Source organism: Actinomadura logoneensis (genome assembly GCF_003428695.1).
GTDB classification, from domain to species: Bacteria; Actinomycetota; Actinomycetes; order Streptosporangiales; family Streptosporangiaceae; genus Spirillospora; species Spirillospora logoneensis.
Genome location: NZ_QURH01000715.1, coordinates 1 through 3,180, shown reverse-complemented (window position 1 = coordinate 3,180; position 3,180 = coordinate 1). Strand labels below are relative to the sequence as shown.

Annotated in this window: 2 protein-coding genes and 1 pseudogene; 1 reads left to right on the top strand and 2 read right to left on the bottom strand. The window is 74.1% G+C overall.

The annotated features are described in order from the left end of the window. Positions 1-212 (bottom strand): annotated as a pseudogene (locus DZF91_RS39075) (4-alpha-glucanotransferase); the annotation flags it as partial. 130 nt (positions 213-342) lie between these two features. Continuing rightward, positions 343-1,767: an amidase gene (locus DZF91_RS26110; protein ID WP_117359841.1), complete on the bottom strand. Its 1,425-nt coding sequence runs from the start codon at positions 1,765-1,767 to the stop codon at positions 343-345. A 183-nt stretch (positions 1,768-1,950) separates the two neighbouring features. On the opposite strand from DZF91_RS26110, the gene DZF91_RS26105 reads away from it, so the two are divergent. Beyond that, complete coding sequence (locus tag DZF91_RS26105; protein ID WP_117359840.1) at positions 1,951-2,787, top strand: nuclease-related domain-containing protein; 837 nt, start codon at positions 1,951-1,953, stop codon at positions 2,785-2,787. Positions 2,788-3,180 lie beyond the last annotated feature (393 nt).

The window sequence follows — 3,180 nt, the reverse complement described above, 5'->3', positions numbered from 1 at the left end:
CGCGCCACCACGACCGGCGGCAGCCGGCGCGGCGCGGCGGCCCGCGCGAGCCCGTCCCGGACGGCCGCGGGCGTCGAGATGTCCTCCCCGAGGGAGGTCAGGACGGCCCGCAGTGTCTCGACGGACACGTCCGTGTCCCGTCCGCGCCAATCGACGTAGGCCGTCGAGACACCATGCGCGCGGGCCAGCGCCCGCAGATCCCGGTCATTCACGCATCCACCATGCCCACACCAACCGGGACCCAAGCAACGCGGCGCGGACGAGCCCGAAACCCGGACGCGCGCGGCCCGGACGGCCGGCCGGAACGACCGGCGGACCGACCGACGGACCGGGGCGGACGGGTCAGGCGTGCCAGATCTCGGGCTTGCGGTGCGCCCAGGGGCGGGCCTCCTCGAGCTGGGCGGACAGCGAGATCAGGGTGCCCTCGCCGCCGAGGCGCCCGGCGAGCATGACGCCGATGGGCAGGCCCTCGTCCGTCCAGTGCAGCGGGACGTTCACGGCGGGCTGGCCCGACACGTTGTAGACCGAGGTGAACGGGGTGAAGAGCTTCTGGCGCTCGAAGTTCTCCTCCGGGCTCTGCCCGTGGAAGTGCCCGATGGGGGCGGGCGGCTGGGCGAGCGTGGGGTGCAGCACGGCGTCGTACTGCTCCAGCACGGGCAGGACGGAGCGCATCGCGGCCTGCAGGGAGGCGTGCGCCATCATCAGCTGCGGCCCGGTGGTGGCCTCGCCGCGGGCGCGCAGCCACCGCGTGAGCGGCTGGAGCAGTTCCTCGCGGTCCGGGGCGACGGGGGTGAGGGTGGCCATCGCGGCCCACAGCGTCTCGAAGTGCGGGACGAGGTCGGCGCCCCACGGCACCGGGATGTCCACGACCTCGTGGCCGAGCTCCTCCAGCAGCTCGGACGCGGCGTCGTAGGCGGCGCGGACGTCCGGGTGGATCTCCACCCCGGGGACGCCGGCCTCGATGCAGCGCGCGATCCGCAGCCGTCCCGGCGGACGCTCGGTGAACGACAGGAACGAGCCGCCCGCCTCGGGGGCGTGGTACATGTCGCCGGGGAGCGAGCCCGCCATGACGTCCAGCAGGAGCGCGGCGTCCCGGACGGTCCGGGCGATCGGGCCGTTGGTGGACAGCCCGAACAGGTCCGGGACGATCGGGCCGTGCGAGATCCGGCCGCGGCTCGGCTTGATCCCGAACAGGCCACAAGCGGACGCGGGGATGCGGATCGAGCCGCCGCCGTCACTGCCCTGCGCGACCGGGGCGAGGCCCGAGGCGACCGCCGCGGCGGCCCCTCCGGACGATCCGCCCGCCGAGCGCGAGAGGTCCCAGGGCGTCCGGGCGGCGGGGGCGACGTCGTTTTCCGTATAACAGGGCAGACCGAATTCGGGGGTGTTCGTCTTGCCCAGATGGACAGTTCCCGCTTCCCTCAGCCGGACGACGACGGTGTCGTCGGCGAAGCCGGTGAGGTCGGCGTGCGCGGCCGAGCCGAGCGTCATCCGGACGCCCGCGACCATGTTCAGGTCCTTGACCGGGACCGGGACGCCGAGCAGCGGGGGGAGCCGGTCCGGGTCGTCCGCCGAGGCCAGCAGCTTCTCCGCGGCCCGCGCCTGGTCCAGCGCGAGCTCGGGGGTGAGGGTCACGTACGCGCCGACCCGGTCGTTCAGCCGCTCCGCGCGGTCGAGGTAGTGCCGGGTCAGCTCGAGCGGGGAGATGTCACGGGAACGGACGGCCGCGGCGGTCTGTTCGGCCGTGAGGTCGTGGGTATGAGTCACAGAGTCGAACGCTAGCCGCAGGTCCGGGAGGACAATGAACCTACCCGCTCGCCGAGTCCACGAACCGCCCGGATCCGGCGACAAAAGTATTAACCCGGCACGACTGGTCGGGGACCCGCGAACTGATTACTGTGCGCTCGGAGGATCATGAGTCCGGCGCGGAAGGAACACGGAGCGTCACCTATGGCGATCACGGAACGGAGCAACGGGCAGCAGGCCCGCGGCCAGCCCGACCAGGCCGCACGTCCGCCCGAGGGCGGACCGGCCGCCGACGGACCCGGACCGGGTCCGGAGCGACCCCCCGGCCCGCGCTCACTCGGCGAGATGCTCGCCGACCCCACCATCCGGCGCTGGCTCCAGCGCGGCGTCGTCGCGCTGCTGGTCCTGGCCGTGGTGTGGGTGGCGGCCGGGCTGGAACTCGGCGTGGCCGCGGCGGTCCTCGTCGTGGTCGGGGACGTCGTGCGCCGCAGCCGCACCGCCTCGAGCGTCGAGGCGTGGCAGAAGGCGTCGGCCGTCGAGCGCAAGACCGAACGGCAGTTGAAGGCCCTGGAGAAGAACGGGTACCGGGTGCTGCACGCCCGGGCCGTCCCCCGCGACGACGAGGGTGTCAGCGACGGGCGGATCGACCACCTGGTCATCGGCCCGAGCGGGGTGTACGCGATCGACTCCGAGGCGTGGGACAAGCGGCTGCCGGTCCGCACGCTCTCCCACCGCAAGCTCTTCCACGGCCCCTTCAACAAGAAGGAGCGGCTGGACGAGACGCACTGGGAGGCGCAGCTGGCCAGCAAGATCATCAGCGACCGGGTCGGCTTCGAGGTGCCGGTCCAGGGCTCGGTGGCGATCTACGGGCCGTCCATCCCGTGGAAGGTCATGCGGGTCCGCGACGTGGACGTCTACGCCGGGAACCGGGCGCGGGGCTACCTGCGCCGCAGGCCGCGCGTGCTGACCGTCACCGACGTGGAGCGCATCTTCCAGGCGGCGGAGGAGTCGCTGCCGCCGAAGTATCCCGACTCCGACTGATCACACGCACGCCCGGGCGGTCCAGCCGGACCGGGCCGCCCACCAGGCTCGACGACGAGCCCCCGCCGCCGGACCCCCGGTTCCGGCCGCCGCGAAGGGGCACCCCGCCGGACGGGGTGCCGCTTCCACCGAGACCCCCACACCCCCGGCGCCCCGCCTCCCCGCCCCCTGTCACCCGCGTCTCCAGGGCACACCTGGGCCGTTGGTACCATCGGACGACACCGGCCGGCCGGCCGTTCCACGGCCCGGCGTCCGCGCGGCGACCCCGCCCGGCGCGTCCCGGAGGTGCTCCTGCCACGCAGACGTCCCTCCGCCACGGAACGGACCCGAGCACACGGCCCGCGCCGACCGGCGGCAGCGCGGCGCGACCCGCCCGCTGCGGCACGAGCCCGG